Below are 15,338 nucleotides of genomic sequence, written 5' to 3' on the forward strand. Positions count from 1 at the left end.
TCAATTTTACCCTGCCCGTCAATTCGCCGAATAACGGGCAATATTGATTTCACACCTTTTTTCTTTGCCGAATGTGCTAGCATGCAGTCAGAGAATGACTGGTGCCTGATTCGCCGTTGCGGAGCCCTGCACCCTGCCGGAAGTCCGCATGACGATAGAGATCCTGTCCCCGCAAAATAACCCGCCAAACCGCTGGCTCTCGGCCCTGGTGCTTGGCTGCGTGGTGTTTGTCCTGACGATGTTCTGTCTAGAACTGATTGTTGTCAGTGGGAAGATTTCCCCGCTCTGGTTCCCGACCACCTTAATGACCGTCGTGGTTTTCCGCTGCCCGTCACGACAGCTGCCGCTGCTGCTGACCGCCTGTGTGCTGGGCACCGCGGGGGCGAATGCCATCATCATCGGACCTGCCCTCTCTAATATTAAATTCGCGCTGCTTAATCTTATTCAGGCAGGCGTGGGTGGCATGCTGCTGCGCGCCCTGCTGGATCGGCGCGCGCCGCTGAATTCGCTGCATGACTGGGCAAGGATGGTGGTGTCAGTCGGCATCGTGACCCCGCTGCTCGGCGGCGTGCTGGCGATCTGGACGCTGCAGGTCAGCGGCCATGCCTCGTTTCCCTTCTTCTATACCTGGGTCATCTCCGAGATCATCGGGATGCTGGTGTTAGGCCCGATGCTGCTGCTGCTGCCCTGGCCGCTGCGGCGCGCGCAGTTCAGCGATCTGCGCCTGGCCGAATCCCTGCTGACGCTGCTGCTTACCCTCGGAGCCAGTTATCTGGCACTGCGTTTTTTGCCGTGGCCCTTTACCTTTATTGTGGTGATCCTGTTCTGGTGCGCCGTTCGCCTGCCCAAGCTGCAGGCGTTTGTCCTGTTCTTCCTGAACGCCAGTTTTATCTCGATGCTGCTGGCGTTTGATTTGGTCTACGTGGTCAATAACAACAGCGCCCTCGGCCCGGTCTCCAGCTGGCTGCCCTTTTTGCTGGTGTTAATCCCCAGCCACATTATGTCGCTGGTGATGGATGCGTCCCGACGCGAAAAACTCCACATTACCGACAGCGAAACCCGCTTCCGACATGCTATGGAGTACTCCGCCATCGGTATGGCACTCGTCGCACCGGAGGGCAACTGGCTGCAGGTGAATCGATCTCTGTGTCAGACTCTGGGTTATCCGGCAGAAGAGCTGAAGCGTCTGACCTTTCAGCAGATTACCCATCCCGACGATCTGTCACTCGATCTGCAGCATGTGAGTCGGCTGCTGAAAGGCGAGATTGATACTTATACCTTCGAAAAGCGCTATTTCCGTAAGGATGGCGAAATTGTCTGGGCGCGGCTGACGGTCTCGCTGGTGCGCGACAGCAGTCATGCACCGCTCTACTTTATTGCGCAGATTATCGATATCTCAGAACTGAAGCAGAGTGAGCAGGTGAACCGCCGGCTGATGGAGCGTATTACGCTGGCCAACGAGGCGGGCGGCATCGGCGTGTGGGAGTGGAACCTGCTGACCGGCGAGATGTTATGGGACAAGCGCATGTACGCCCTGTTTGGCCTTGCGCCGCATGAGTCACCCAGCTATGACCTCTGGGTCCATCTGCTCCATCCCGCCGATCGCGAGTATGCCGCGCTGACGGTGCAGCAGGCGATTGAGCTGCGCAGCGCTTTTCATATGGAGTACCGCGTGGTCGATGCCCAGGGACAGCGCTGGGTGCGCACGCAGGCTAACCGGCAACTGAGCAAAGAGGGGCGCATTGAGCGCATGCTAGGCATCTGCCAGGACATCACGCCGCTGCGCAATCTTAATGAGGCGCTGTTTCAGGAGAAAGAGCGCATGGCGATCACCCTGGATTCCATCGGCGAAGCGGTGATCAGCACCGATAAAGAGATGCGCGTCGCCTTTATGAATCCGGTGGCGGAGAAGATGAGTGGCCTGTCGCAGGAACAGGCAGCCGGTCAGCCGCTGAGTGAACTGCTGCATATCACTCAGGGGCGTAACGGCCCCGAAGTCGAGAATCTGCTGTTATGCCAGCTACCGGCGGAAAAAATCACCCCCGGTCTGGCGGACGATCTGGTGCTGCATACGCCCGATGGCGGCCATATTGATATTCACTACAGTATCACACCGCTGCGCTCCGAAGCGGGCCTGGAACAGGGTGCCGTAATGGTTATTCAGGATGTGAGTGAGTCGCGCAAATTGATGAAGCGGCTGAGCTATAGCGCGCTGCATGACACCCTGACCCGCCTGCCGAACCGTGCCAGTTTCGAGCTTCAGCTTAAACGTCTGCTGTTTGATGCGGCTGAACATCAGCATCAGCATGTGCTGGTGTTTATCGACCTGGATAAGTTTAAAGCGGTCAATGACAGCGCCGGACATGCCGCAGGCGATGCGTTACTGCGTGAGCTCTCCGATTTAATGCAGCACCACCTACGCAGCAGCGATTTCCTGGCCCGGCTGGGCGGCGACGAGTTTGCGCTGCTGATGCCCGATTGCGAAGTCGCACAGGCGCATGACGTGGTGCAGCGCATCGTCGCCGCGGTCAATGATTACCGGTTCCAGTGGCTGGGCCGCCTTTATCATGTGGGTGCCAGCGCGGGCGTCACGCAGATTTCAGCGGATAACTGCCAGAGCGGCGACGTGCTTTCGCAGGCGGATATCGCCTGTTACAACGCCAAACGCAGCGGGCGCGGACGACTGGTCATCTACGAACAGCATCGGTTACCGCTGCCCGGTAATCATCAGGGCATGGATGCAGCAATGATTGATGCGCTGCAGATCGAACTGCCGGCCTGGGCCGTTGCGCCACCTAAAACACCGCAGGCGGCCTTTATCTGGCTGCTTGAGGTGCAGCTGTTAACGGCTGACGGGCTGCTGGTGGATGAAACCCTGCTGCGCAATAACCTGCCTGACGATTCGCTGCGTCGTCGGCTGGATAACAATATTCTGGATGCTTTTTTCCGTCACGATGTGCAGAGGCTGAATAACAAAGGCATTCCGGTGATCCTGCCACTCAATGCACAGGTACTGAACGATGCCGCCTTCGTGCAGCAACTCTGTCAGCGCTTTGTTGCCGAGGGACTCTCTGACAGCCGCTGTGGTTTCGCTTTCCCTGCCGCCAGCGTGCTGAGCAAAGGCGATCAGCTCTATGCCGCGCTGATGCAACTGCGGCAGTGTGGCTGTCGTGTCGTGTTGCAGCATTTTGGCCGTAACCTGGATGCCTTCAATCTGCTGAGTAACGAAGTGGTTGATTATCTGGTGCTGGCCCCTGAACTGGTTGCTAACGTCCATAATAATCTGATGGATGAGATGCTGCTGACCATCATTCAGGGCCAGGCAACGCAGCGCAATATCTTGGTGCTGGCCGGTCCGATTTCAGTACCCGCTGTACTCAGCACGCTGGCGACCCTTGATGTGGATGGCGTCTGGGGCAGTGCCGTGGCCGGGCGTCAGCCGTTGCGTTCTCTGGCTGAAGATCGCATCTTCGCTATCCGTTAATTCCCGCGCTGCCTGCTTGCCACCCTGCTGAAGCTGCGCTAAAGTCGCCCCCTTTTTTCCGGCATGGGGGCGAAAATGTTCATAGGATTCGATTACGGCACGGCTAACTGCTCTATTGCAGTCAGCGAAAATGGCACGCCACGTCTGTTAACGCTGGAAAATGATCAGCGCCTGCTGCCGTCAATGATCTGTGCGCCGACCCGCGAGTCGATTAGCGAATGGCTTTATCGTCATCATCAGGTGGCGACACCGGACAGCGAAACGACGGCGCTGCTGCAGCGTGCCATGCGTTATAACCGCGAAGAGGATATCGAAGTCCAGCCCAACAGCGTGCAGTTCGGCCTCACCGCGCTGCAGCATTACATGGTCGACCCCGAAGATGTCTGGTTCGTTAAATCCCCCAAATCGTTCCTCGGTGCCAGTGGACTGAAGCCGCAGCAGATCGCCCTGTTTGAAGATCTGGTCTGCGCCATGATGCTGCACATCCGCCAGCAGGGTGAAAGCCAGCTTGATCAGGCCATCGATCAGGCGGTGATCGGGCGGCCGGTCAACTTTCAGGGCTTAGGCAGCGAAGAGTCTAACCAGCAGGCAGAAGGCATTCTGCTGCGCGCCGCTCACCGCGCCGGTTTCCGTGACGTGGAGTTTCAGTTTGAACCGGTCGCCGCCGGACTCGATTTCGAAGCGACGCTGAAGCAGGAAACGACGGTTCTGGTGGTGGATATCGGCGGCGGTACGACCGACTGCTCGATGCTGCTGATGGGACCAAAATGGCGTGATAAGGCGGACCGCCGTGAAAGCCTGCTGGGTCACAGCGGTTGCCGCGTGGGCGGGAACGACCTGGATATTATGCTGACGTTTAAGACCCTGATGCCATTGCTGGGCCTGGGCGGTAATACCCTGAAAGGCACCGCGTTGCCTGCCCTGCCGTGGTGGAACGCCATCGCCATCAATGATGTTCCGGCGCAGAGTGACTTTTACAGTCCGGCCTGCGGTAAGTGGCTGCGGGATCTGGTGCGGGATGCTGAACAGGGTGACGTCGTGGCTCGCCTGCTGAAAGTGTGGCAGCAGAAGCTCAGTTATCGCCTGGTGCGCGCCGCGGAAGAGAGCAAGATTGCGCTGTCAGCCAGCCCGGCGCATACCGCCTCGCTCGACTTTATTGCTGCCGCTTTAGAGACAGAGATTGGGGTGGATCAGTTGCAGGATGCCATCAGTCAGCCGCTGGAGAAAATTCTGGAGCAGGTGCAGCTCGCGCTGGCCACCAGCCAGATCAAGCCTGATGTGATTTACCTGACCGGCGGCAGTGCGCGTTCACCATTGCTGCGCGCGGCACTGCAGCAGACGTTGCCGGATACGCCGATTGCCGGCGGCGATGATTTCGCCTCCGTCACCGCGGGCCTGGCCCGCTGGGCGGAAGTGATGTTCCGCTAATGCGGCGCATCGATGTAAAAACGGCTCCTCGCTTTTCCGTACAGACAGCTCAGAATCTTAAAGCGATGGGAGCATACGCCTGTAGCAAAGCATCGCGGGCCACGGATGGCCCGCGCTGAGCCCGCCAGGGATGGCGTCTTTTGCGTCTTTGCGGAAGGCGTATGCTCCCTGAGCCTGTGCACGATCTCCCCGCAATGGTTTTAAGGATGCCGTTTTAGCCTGCTATCAGAAGGCAATATTGGCGCTGATACCGCCGATAAACGCATCCTTCACTTCACTCACCGCACCCGGCGCCACCACATACTGCAGGTTAGGTCGCAGTGACATCCAGTTCGTCACTTTGGCGTTGTAGTAAACCTCATAGTTGTACTCTGAACCTTCCTGAATCGGCAGATAAGTCGGGCTGTCAAAGCGGCTCTCGCCATTGGCCTGATTCTGCTGACGCAGTGAGCGGGTATAGTCGCTGTTCACATGAATACGCGACGCGCCCACACCGATCTCATCCTGCGGACGGGCATCGAACGGCCCTGTCCAGGTAAAGGCGATAGACTGATAGTTATCGGTCTTCGAGGTCTTATGATCGTTCATCACCGCCTGAACACGTACGCCCAGACCACGGTTCACATCGCCATCCTGCGCGGTCAGCTGTTGCTGCAATAACAGATAGCCGCCGTAGGAATGCGCCTGATCCTGATAGCCGCCGTTGCGCCAGCTGCCATAGACATCGCCATCCACTGACGAATAGTAATAACCGATGCGATAGTTACCCGGTAATTTCTCCGGCCCGAACGTCGGTTTCCAGCCCAGTTCCACCGGCACCAGATTCCCCTCGGAGTTGCTGGTATCCAGACGGAAGCCATCGCCGCGATCGTAGTTAGCGCGGTTCTGATTATAGAAACCGACCTGGAAGAAGACATCCGGCGTGATAGTAAACTTCACCCGGCCGCCCCACTGCGACACCGGCCAGTTGAACCAGCGATCGCCACGCCAGTTACCCGCCTGTCCGCTGCCCAGCGCCAGGTTCTGGAACAGATTGCCATCGAAGTTGTCGAAATCTTCACCCACCGTTACCCGTCCGGCTTTGATATCGACCACATCGTTAAACAGGCCTTTGCGCAACCAGAACTGCGTCAGACGCCAGGTCTGACCGCGACCATAAACTTCCTGCACCGAGGAGAGCATACCGGTACGCTGATCGGCGACCTGATCGGAAAGATTCTGCCCGTTACGGCTGGTGACGGTCATCTGAAACTCGGCATCCTGCCAGTCCAGCAGCTTCTGCAAATCGAAATTGGTGCCGAACGTCCACTGATCGCTGTAGCGCATGGTGGTATTGGTATCGGCTCCGCCGCCTAAGTTAGCGGCGCTTTCCATGGTGTAGTTGACGTCAAACTTGATGCCGTCGTCCTGCAACTGCGTTCGGTAACCACCCCAGTCACCAAACATCCATTCAGAGTCCGGGCTGAAAGCATCAGCGGCGATGGCCTGTGCGGAAAACATGGCCATGATCAGGGTGCCGGTTGCCACACGGCGCAGCGGAAAACGCTGTTCTGCGAGTCTGTTTTTCATCTTGCTTATTCTTATGTAAGTTACGGAAAGTGACAGGCAGAGGATAATGCTGGCTAATCTTCATTTATTGTAAATACGTGCGCATAATTTCCTGAAACATCAGTTTATTAGCGCATTTGTGATCGGGATCGCTGATTGGTTATTCTTCGGGCAGGATGCGCACTTTTTAACAGGCACAAAGTAAAAAGGGGCGCTAGCGCCCCTGTAATTAGCGGCTGGCCTGGTCCAGTTGATCAATCTGTGCCGGGGTCAGCGTGAGCTGCGTCGCGCCAGTCAGATCGTCGAGCTGTTTGAGTGAGGTAGCACTGACAATCGGTGCGGTGATACCGGGCCGGGCAATCTGCCAGGCCAGCGCCACCTGCGCCGGTGTCACCTGATGCGCATCGCTGATCGTATCCAGCGCGTCAAGGATCCGCAAACCGCGCGGGTTGAGGTATTTGTCTACCACACCCTGACCCCGCGCGCTTTTACTGGCATCCGCTGCATCACGATATTTGCCACTGAGAAAACCGCTGGCGAGGGAGTAGTAGTTGATCACACCTAAACCGTGCTCCCTGACCACCGGCTCCAGTTCCGACTCATAGGGCTGTCGGTCATAAAGGTTGTATTCCGGTTGCAGGGTTTCATAACGCGCCAGCCCCTGCGTTTCACTGATCTGCAATGCCTCCTCAAGCCGCGCCGCGCTGTAGTTCGAGGCGCCAATAGCCCGGACTTTCCCCTCGCGAATCAGACTGTCAAAGGTGCTCAGCGTGTCCGCCAGCGGCGTGTCCTGATCGTCACGGTGCGCCTGATAGAGGTCGATGTAGTCGGTCTGCAACCGACGCAGTGAATCTTCGACCGCCTGACGGATATATTGCGGCTTCAGCCCGGTTTTTTCCGGCGACAGTTCCATACCGACTTTAGTTGCCAGCACGATCCGATCGCGCTTGCCGCTTTTTTTCAGCCACTCACCAATAATGGTTTCCGACTCACCGCCCTTGTTACCGGGTGCCCAGCGGGAGTAGACATCGGCGGTGTCGATAAACCACAGGCCTCGATCCACCAGCGCATCCAGCAGAGAAAAGGAGGTGGTTTGATCCACTGTCCAGCCAAACACGTTGCCGCCAAACGTCAGTAACGGCACCGTAATACCACTATCACCCAACTGCCGGGTTTGATTCTGACTCATTATCTGCTCCTGATTTGCCTGACAAACGGTCTGTTTTTTTAGCATAGCAAAGTCATTTCACGCCTTTATGACGATTGTGCTGCGATTAATGCAGGAACAGGCATAATTACCTCGCCCTGACAGATATCCTTATTTCCTTCAACTTCTGCCCGTCAGAGGCGACTACAATCTTTCGTTTGCAGGCTACCCCTTTCATGCCTGCGCCTGGGACTACGTCACTGCTGGAGAGCATCAACAATCATGAGCACCCGACATCCTGTTATGAAGAAAACCCTGATCGTGCTGGCCCTAATCGCCGTGACCGCTGGCGGCTACTATGCCTGGCAGCGCAATGCCCAGCCGCAGAGCAGCAGCCAGACGGATTCGCCAGCGCCACGTGGCAGCAAAGGTGGGGGTGATGGCGCGCGTCGTCCCCTCGCACCGGTTCAGGCGGCAACAGCCACCCGCCAGAGCGTGCCGCAATTCCTCAGCGGACTGGGAACGGTGACCGCCGCTAACACGGCCACGGTGCGCAGTCGGGTCAATGGCGACCTGCTGGCGATCCACTTCACCGAAGGCCAGCAGGTTAACGCAGGCGATCTGCTGGCAGAAGTCGACCCGCGGCCTTATCAGGTGGCGTTAACCCAGGCTCAGGGCCAGCTGGCGAAAGATCAGGCGACGCTGGCTAATGTCCGTCGCGACCTGGCACGCTTCGAGAAGCTGGCAAAAACCTCGCTGGTGTCGCAACAGGAACTGGACACTCAGCGCTCACTGGTGAGTGAAACGCTCGGCACCCTGAAAGCGGATGAGGGCGGCGTCGCCAGTGCGCAGCTCAACCTGACCTACAGCCGGATCACCGCGCCGATTGCTGGCCGGGTCGGGCTGAAACAGGTGGATGTTGGCAACTATGTCACCAGCGGCGACACCACCGGTATCGTGGTGATCACCCAGACGCACCCGATTGATGTGGTTTTTACCCTGGCAGAAAACAGCATCAGTCCGATTCTGCAGGCGCAGAAAAGCGGCCAGCCGTTGCTGGTGGAGGCCTGGGATCGCAGTAATCAGAATCTGATCGCCAGCGGCAAACTGCTGAGCCTCGATAACCAGATTGATGTCACTACCGGCACCATCAAAATCAAAGCGCGTTTTGATAATCAGGACGACACGCTGTTCCCTAACCAGTTCGTCAATGTGCGACTGAAGGTCAACACCCTGCAGGATGCAGTGGTCATTCCGCCTGCCGCATTACAGATGGGCAATGAGGGCCACTTTGTCTGGGTGGTCAACAGTGACAACAAGGTCAGCAAAAAAAGCGTAATTGCGGGTCTGCAGGATAGTGACAAAGTAGTGATCAGCGCCGGTCTGGAGGCGGGTGAGCGCGTGGTGACCGACGGGCTGGATCGCCTGACCGAAGGTGCGAAAGTTGAGGTGGTCGCGCCGCAGAGCAACGCACCGCGCGCCACCCGCGCGACCCTGCCGTCAAAAGGAGAGCGTGAGTAATGCAGGTCATGCCTCCCGATCACAGTGGCGGGCCGTCACGCCAGTTTATTCTGCGCCCGGTCGCCACCACGCTGTTGATGATTGCGATTCTGCTGGCCGGGATACTGGGCTACCGCTTCCTGCCGGTCTCGGCGCTGCCCGAAGTCGACTATCCGACCATCCAGGTCGTCACGCTCTATCCGGGTGCCAGCCCGGATGTGGTCACCTCCTCTATCACCGCCCCGCTTGAGCGCCAGTTTGGTCAGATGTCTGGGCTGAAACAGATGGCGTCGCAAAGCTCCGGCGGTGCTTCAGTCGTGACGCTACAGTTCCAGCTGACGCTGCCGCTGGATGTGGCCGAACAGGAAGTGCAGGCGGCCATTAACTCAGCGACCAACCTGCTGCCCAACGACCTGCCTAATCCGCCGGTCTACAGCAAAGTGAATCCTGCCGATCCGCCGATCATGACGCTGGCCGTCACCACGCGCAGCATGCCGCTGACGCAGGTGCAGGACATGGTGGAAACGCGTGTCGCACAGAAAATCTCTCAGGTCAGCGGCGTCGGGCTGGTGACGCTTTCAGGTGGCCAGCGTCCGGCGGTGCGGGTGAAGATGAATGCGCAAGCGCTGGCGGCGCTGGGTCTGACCAGCGAAACGGTGCGTACTGCCATCAGCAATGCCAACGTCAATTCTGCCAAAGGCAGCCTGGATGGCCCGACCCGCTCCGTCACCCTGTCAGCCAATGACCAGATGAAATCGGCGGAAGATTATCGCCAGCTGATCATCAGCTATAAAAATGGTGCGCCGGTACGTCTGGGTGATGTGGCGACTATCGAACAGGGAGCTGAAAACAGCTGGCTCGGAGCCTGGGCTAACCGCGATGCGGCGATTGTGCTCAATGTTCAGCGTCAGCCTGGCGCCAATATCATCGCCACGGCGGATAATATCCGTGCCATGCTGCCCGCCCTGACCGCCGCCCTGCCAAAGTCGGTAGACGTTAAACTGCTCACCGACCGCACCACCAATATTCGCGCTTCAGTGAACGACACGCAGTTTGAGCTGATGCTGGCGATGGCGCTGGTCGTGATGATCATCTATCTGTTTCTGCGCAACGTGCCCGCCACGCTGATCCCGGCGGTGGCGGTCCCGCTTTCGCTGATTGGCACCTTTGCGGCGATGTATTTCCTCGGCTTTTCCATCAACAACCTGACGCTGATGGCGCTGACCATCGCCACCGGCTTTGTGGTCGATGATGCCATCGTGGTGATTGAGAACATATCACGCTATATCGAGAAAGGGGAAAAACCGCTGACCGCCGCGCTGAAAGGGGCCGGAGAAATTGGCTTCACCATCATCTCCCTTACCTTCTCGCTGATTGCGGTGCTGATCCCGCTGCTGTTTATGGGCGACGTGATTGGCCGCCTGTTCCGTGAATTTGCCGTCACGCTGGCGGTGGCGATTCTGATTTCAGCAGTGGTGTCACTGACCCTGACGCCGATGATGTGCGCCAGGATGCTGAGCGCAGAGTCGCTGCGCAAACAGAACCGCTTTTCGCGCGCCAGTGAAGCGATGTTTGATCGTATCGTCGCCACCTACGGTCGAGGCCTGAGCCGGGTGCTGAATCACCCCTGGCTGACGCTGTCGGTGGCGCTGGGCACGCTGGTCCTGACGCTGCTGCTGTGGATGGTGATCCCGAAAGGCTTCTTCCCGCAGCAGGACAACAGCATTATTCAGGGTACGCTACAGGCCCCGCAGTCGGTCTCCTACGCCAGTATGGCGCAGCGCACCCGCGATGTTGCCTCTATCATCATGAAAGATCCGGCGGTTGAGAGCATGACCTCGTTTGTCGGCGTGGATGGCACTAATGCTTCGCTGAACAGCGCGCGGCTACAGATCAACCTCAAGCCGCTGGATCAGCGCGACGACCGGATTCCAGCTATACAACAGCGCCTGCAACAGCAGGTCAGTGAGGTGCCGGGCGTGCAGCTGTGGCTGCAGGCGGTGCAGGATCTCACCATTGATACCCAGGCGAGCCGCACACCGTACCAGTTCACACTGCAATCGGGTTCACTGTCGTCGCTCAGCACCTGGGTTCCGGCCCTGCTGACCCGGCTCAGCACCCTGCCACAGCTGCGCGATGTCAGCAGTGACTGGCAGGATCAGGGGCTGGAAGCTTATGTCAACGTGGACCGCGACAGCGCCAGCCGCCTCGGCATCAGCATGGCGGACGTCGATAACGCGCTGTATAACGCCTTTGGGCAGCGGCTGATCTCCACCATCTATACCCAGGCGAATCAGTATCGTGTGGTTCTGGAGCAGGATAATAATGCCACGCCAGGGCTGGCGAGCCTGGATGCGATTCGCCTGAACAGCAGCGACGGCGGCAGCGTGCCATTGAGCGCCATCGCCCGCATTGAACAGCGTCACACGCCGCTCAGCATTAACCATCTCGACCAGTTCCCGTCGGCGACCTTCTCGTTCAATGTGGCTGACGGCTATTCGCTGGAAGATGCGGTAAAAGCCGTGTCACAGGCGGAAGCGGAGCTTGGCATGCCTGCCGAGCTGATGACCCAGTTCCAGGGCAGCACGCTGGCCTTCGAGGCGGCGCTCAGCAGCACGGTCTGGCTGATTGTGGCGGCCATCGTGGCGATGTACATCGTGCTGGGCGTGCTTTATGAGAGCTTTATTCACCCGATCACCATTCTCTCGACGCTGCCCACCGCGGGCGTCGGCGCGCTGCTGGCGCTGATGCTCAGCGGCAATGAGCTGGATATCGTGGCGATTATCGGCATCATCCTGCTCATCGGCATCGTGAAAAAGAACGCCATCATGATGATCGACTTTGCGCTGGCGGCGGAGCGTGAACAGGGTATGAAGCCTTATGATGCGATCTATCAGGCCTGCCTGCTGCGCTTCCGCCCGATTCTGATGACCACGCTGGCGGCCCTGCTCGGCGCGCTGCCACTGATGCTCAGCACCGGCGTCGGGGCCGAACTGCGTCATCCGCTGGGCATTGCCATGGTCGGCGGGCTGATTCTCAGCCAGGTGCTGACGCTGTTCACCACGCCGGTGATCTACCTGCTGTTTGATCGGCTGGCGCACGCCACCCGTCGTCGCTTTGGCCGCACGGAGGCCGCAGAGTGAAGTTCTTTGCCCTGTTCATCAACCGGCCCGTCGCGACGACGCTGCTGACGCTGGCCATCGCCCTGGCGGGTATGCTGGGTTTCCGGCTGCTGCCAGTGGCGCCGCTGCCGCAGGTCGATTTCCCGGTGATCGTTATCTCGGCGTCGCTGCCAGGTGCCTCACCGGAGATCATGGCGTCGTCGGTGGCCACGCCGCTGGAGCGCTCGCTGGGACGCATCGCGGGCGTCAGTGAAATGACCTCTACCAGTTCGCTGGGCAGCACCCGCATCATTCTGGTTTTCGATTTTGATCGCGACATTAACGGCGCGGCGCGCGATGTGCAGGCCGCGATCAACGCGGCGCAAAGCCTGCTGCCCACCGGCATGCCGTCGCGTCCCACTTATCGCAAAGTGAACCCTTCAGATGCGCCAATTATGATCATGACGCTGACCTCGGATACCTACAATCCCGGTCAGCTCTATGATTACGCCTCGACCCAGCTGGCACAAAAACTGTCACAGATCGAGGGCGTGGGCGACGTCACCGTGGGCGGCAGTTCGTTGCCTGCGGTGCGTGTGGCGCTCAATCCGCAGGCGCTGTTTAATCAGGGCGTGTCGCTGGATGCGGTGCGCACCGCGATCTCCAACGCCAACCAGCGTCGGCCGCAGGGCGCACTGGACGACGCGCAGCAGCGCTGGCAGTTGCGTACCAATGACGCGCTGCAGACTGCCCGTGAGTATCAGCCGCTGGTGGTGCACTACAACAACGGCGCAGCGGTGAAGCTGTCAGATGTGGCGACCGTCGAGGATTCAGTGCAGGACGTGCGTAACGCCGGGATGTCGCGCGGTAAACCGGCGGTGCTGCTGTTGATCCGCAAAACGCCTGAAGCCAACGTTATCGATACGGTTGACCGCATCCGTGCCGAGATGCCGCTGCTGCATGAGGTGATACCGGCCGCCATCGATCTGCAGATTGCTCAGGATCGCTCGCCCACCATTCGCGCCTCGCTGCATGAAGTGGAGCAGTCTCTGTTAATCGCCGTGGCGCTGGTGATTCTGGTGGTGTTTGTTTTCCTGCGCTCCGGTCGCGCCACGCTGATCCCCGCCGTCGCCGTGCCGGTTTCGCTGATCGGCACCTTTGCCGCAATGTACCTGTGCGGCTTCAGCCTGAATAACCTGTCGCTGATGGCGCTGACCATCGCCACCGGCTTTGTGGTGGATGATGCGATCGTGGTGCTGGAGAACATTGCCCGCCACGTCGAAGCGGGCATGAAACCGCTGGCCGCCGCGCTGAAAGGGGTACGGGAAGTCGGCTTTACCGTGCTGTCGATGAGCCTGTCGCTGGTTGCCGTGTTCCTGCCGCTGCTGATGATCGGCGGGCTGATTGGCCGTTTCTTCTCTGAGTTTGCCATTACGCTGTCGGTGTCGATTGTTATCTCGCTGTTTATCTCCATCACCCTGACACCGATGATGTGCGCGTATCTGCTGAAGCCGCACGGGCCACGCAGCCAGCCCCGCCGGCGCGGCGCGGGTCGGCTGCTGATGGCGATACAGCAAGGGTATGGTCGTTCGCTTAACGTGGTGCTGAACCATGCTCGCTGGGTCATGCTGCTGTTTTTCGCCACCATCTTCCTGACCGGCTGGCTGTTTGTTCATATCCCCAAAACCTTTATGCCGGAACAGGATACCGGGCGGCTCTCCGGCTTTATCTCTGCCGACCAGAGCATTTCGTTTCAGGCGATGCGCAGTAAGCTGCAGGATTTTATGGAGATTGTCGGCGCCGATCCTGCTGTTGACAGCGTAGTGGGCTTTACCGGTGGCATGCGTACCAACAGCGGCTCAATGTTTATCTCCCTGAAACCGCTGTCAGAGCGCAAAGAGAGCGCCGTTGAGATCATCGCGCGGTTGCGCACAAAGCTGGCAAAAGAGCCAGGTGCCAGCCTCTATCTGAATGCAGTGCAGGATCTGCGGGTCGGTGGCCGGGAGTCGAATGCCGGTTATCAGTATTCACTGCTGTCGGACGATCTCGCCGCCCTGCGGACGTGGGAGCCGAAAATCCGCGAGGCGTTTTCTGCCCTGCCGCAGCTGGCGGACGTGAACTCCGATCAGCAGGATAAAGGCAGCGAGATGGCGCTGACCTATGACCGCGAAAGCATGGCGCGGCTCGGTATCGACGTCTCTCAGGCCAATGCCCTGCTGAATAACGCCTTTGGTCAGCGTCAGATCTCTACCATCTATCAGCCATTAAACCAGTACAAAGTGGTGATGGAGGTCGATCCACGCTACACCCAGGATATAAGCGCCCTGTCGCAGATGTTCGTAATTAACAACGAAGGCAAAGCGATACCGCTGTCGTGGTTCGCCCACTGGCAGCCAGCGAATGCGCCGCTTTCGGTCAATCATGAAGGGCTGTCGGCGGCATCGACCATCTCATTCAACCTGCCAGAGGGTGTGTCGCTGTCGCAGGCGTCGGAGGCGATTGAACGCACCATGACGGCGATCGGCGTGCCATCCAGCGTGCGTGGCAGCTTTGCCGGAACCGCGCAGGTGTTTCAGCAGTCGCAGAGCAGTCAGCTCTGGCTGATGCTGGCGGCGATAGCGGCGGTCTATATCGTGCTGGGTATCCTCTATGAGAGCTATGTGCATCCGCTGACGATCCTCTCTACCCTGCCTTCGGCAGGTGTCGGTGCGCTGCTGGCGCTGGAACTGTTTGATACGCCCTTCAGCCTGATCGCGCTAATCGGGATTCTGCTGCTGATTGGTATTGTCAAAAAGAACGCCATCATGATGGTCGACTTTGCGCTTGAAGCCGAACGCAACGGCCAGCTCAGCGCGCGGGAGGCGATATTCCAGGCCTGCCTGTTGCGCTTCCGGCCGATTATGATGACCACGCTGGCGGCGCTGTTTGGCGCGCTGCCGCTGGTGCTGAGCAGCGGCGACGGTGCGGAACTGCGCCAGCCGCTGGGGATTACCATCGCGGGCGGCCTGGTGATGAGTCAGCTGCTGACGCTCTACACAACGCCGGTGGTCTATTTAATGATGGATAAGCTGCGGCGCAGAAAACGCCCGCTGGCCGCCGCGCAGCAGCCGTAATGGGTCTGGCTGCGACG

General features: G+C 58.9%; 7 protein-coding genes. 5 read left to right on the plus strand and 2 right to left on the minus strand.

Going from position 1 to position 15,338, the window contains the following annotated elements:
- Positions 1-148: 148 nt before the first annotated feature.
- Together AC6I8C_RS12495 and yegD are read left to right on the plus strand one after the other, a co-directional pair.
- Positions 149-3,484: a diguanylate cyclase gene (locus AC6I8C_RS12495; protein ID WP_497822664.1), complete on the plus strand. Its 3,336-nt coding sequence runs from the start codon at positions 149-151 to the stop codon at positions 3,482-3,484.
- 75 nt (positions 3,485-3,559) lie between these two features.
- On the plus strand, positions 3,560-4,912 hold the full coding sequence (gene yegD / locus AC6I8C_RS12500) for a molecular chaperone (protein WP_315310362.1): 1,353 nt from the start codon (positions 3,560-3,562) through the stop codon (positions 4,910-4,912).
- Positions 4,913-5,137: 225 nt separating this feature from the next.
- On the opposite strand, the gene AC6I8C_RS12505 is transcribed toward yegD, so the two are convergent.
- On the minus strand, positions 5,138-6,481 hold the full coding sequence (locus AC6I8C_RS12505) for a carbohydrate porin (RefSeq protein WP_497822665.1): 1,344 nt from the start codon (positions 6,479-6,481) through the stop codon (positions 5,138-5,140).
- Positions 6,482-6,689: 208 nt separating this feature from the next.
- Positions 6,690-7,649: an aldo/keto reductase gene (locus AC6I8C_RS12510; protein WP_497822666.1), complete on the minus strand. Its 960-nt coding sequence runs from the start codon at positions 7,647-7,649 to the stop codon at positions 6,690-6,692.
- 240 nt (positions 7,650-7,889) lie between these two features.
- Between AC6I8C_RS12510 and AC6I8C_RS12515 the strand changes: the two genes are divergently transcribed.
- Genes AC6I8C_RS12515 through mdtC form a run of 3 tightly spaced genes read left to right on the plus strand, consistent with a single transcriptional unit; the run spans position 7,890 to position 15,321 of the window.
- Positions 7,890-9,128 carry an MdtA/MuxA family multidrug efflux RND transporter periplasmic adaptor subunit gene (locus tag AC6I8C_RS12515; RefSeq protein ID WP_497822667.1) on the plus strand — a complete coding sequence of 413 codons (1,239 nt, stop codon included), beginning with the start codon at positions 7,890-7,892 and terminating at the stop codon, positions 9,126-9,128.
- Positions 9,128-12,250, plus strand: coding sequence for an MdtB/MuxB family multidrug efflux RND transporter permease subunit (locus tag AC6I8C_RS12520; protein WP_497822668.1), 3,123 nt, complete (start codon positions 9,128-9,130; stop codon positions 12,248-12,250). Before AC6I8C_RS12515 ends, AC6I8C_RS12520 begins: the two co-directional genes overlap by 1 nt.
- Positions 12,247-15,321, plus strand: a complete 3,075-nt coding sequence (mdtC, locus tag AC6I8C_RS12525; protein WP_497822669.1) for a multidrug efflux RND transporter permease subunit MdtC — start codon at positions 12,247-12,249, stop codon at positions 15,319-15,321. The genes AC6I8C_RS12520 and mdtC overlap by 4 nt, the downstream gene beginning before the upstream one ends.
- The last annotated feature ends 17 nt before the right edge of the window (positions 15,322-15,338 follow it).

Source organism: Pantoea sp. X-Soil-YNGN-844, assembly GCF_059730595.1.

Excerpts from the sequence above, each read along its gene's own strand:
- AC6I8C_RS12495 (WP_497822664.1), top strand. The coding sequence starts at position 149 with ATGACGATAGAGATCCTGTCCCCGCAAAATAACCCGCCAAACCGCTGG.
- yegD (WP_315310362.1), top strand. The coding sequence starts at position 3,560 with ATGTTCATAGGATTCGATTACGGCACGGCTAACTGCTCTATTGCAGTC.
- AC6I8C_RS12505 (WP_497822665.1), bottom strand. The coding sequence starts at position 6,481 with ATGAAAAACAGACTCGCAGAACAGCGTTTTCCGCTGCGCCGTGTGGCA.
- AC6I8C_RS12510 (WP_497822666.1), bottom strand. The coding sequence starts at position 7,649 with ATGAGTCAGAATCAAACCCGGCAGTTGGGTGATAGTGGTATTACGGTG.
- AC6I8C_RS12515 (WP_497822667.1), top strand. The coding sequence starts at position 7,890 with ATGAGCACCCGACATCCTGTTATGAAGAAAACCCTGATCGTGCTGGCC.
- AC6I8C_RS12520 (WP_497822668.1), top strand. The coding sequence starts at position 9,128 with ATGCAGGTCATGCCTCCCGATCACAGTGGCGGGCCGTCACGCCAGTTT.